This is a genomic window from Streptomyces desertarenae, from assembly GCF_042681365.1.
Taxonomy (GTDB): domain Bacteria; phylum Actinomycetota; class Actinomycetes; order Streptomycetales; family Streptomycetaceae; genus Streptomyces; species Streptomyces desertarenae.
In genome coordinates, this window is the sequence record NZ_JBHUFU010000059.1 from 1 (window position 1) to 552 (window position 552).

General features: G+C 55.8%; 1 rRNA gene. It reads right to left on the reverse strand.

Annotated elements, in window-relative coordinates:
* Nucleotides 1-552 (reverse strand): 23S ribosomal RNA (locus ACFSJS_RS27945); the annotation flags it as partial.

A 552-nucleotide genomic window follows, 5' to 3' on the forward strand; every position in this document is an offset into this window, starting at 1 on the left:
CGTCGATATGGACTCTTGGGGAAGATCAGCCTGTTATCCCCGGGGTACCTTTTATCCGTTGAGCGACGGCGCTTCCACAAGCCACCGCCGGATCACTAGTCCCTGCTTTCGCACCTGCTCGACCCGTCAGTCTCACAGTCAAGCTCCCTTGTGCACTTACACTCACCACCTGATGACCAACCAGGCTGAGGGAACCTTTGGGCGCCTCCGTTACCCTTTAGGAGGCAACCGCCCCAGTTAAACTACCCACCAGACACTGTCCCTGATCCGGATCACGGACCCAGGTTAGACATCCAGCACGACCAGAGTGGTATTTCAACAGCGCCTCCACACACACTGGCGTGCATGCTTCACCGGCTCCCACCTATCCTACACAAGCCGAACCGAACACCAATATCAAGCTGTAGTAAAGGTCCCGGGGTCTTTCCGTCCTGCTGCGCGAAACGAGCATCTTTACTCGTAGTGCAATTTCACCGGGCCTATGGTTGAGACAGTCGAGAAGTCGTTACGCCATTCGTGCAGGTCGGAACTTACCCGACAAGGAATTTCGCT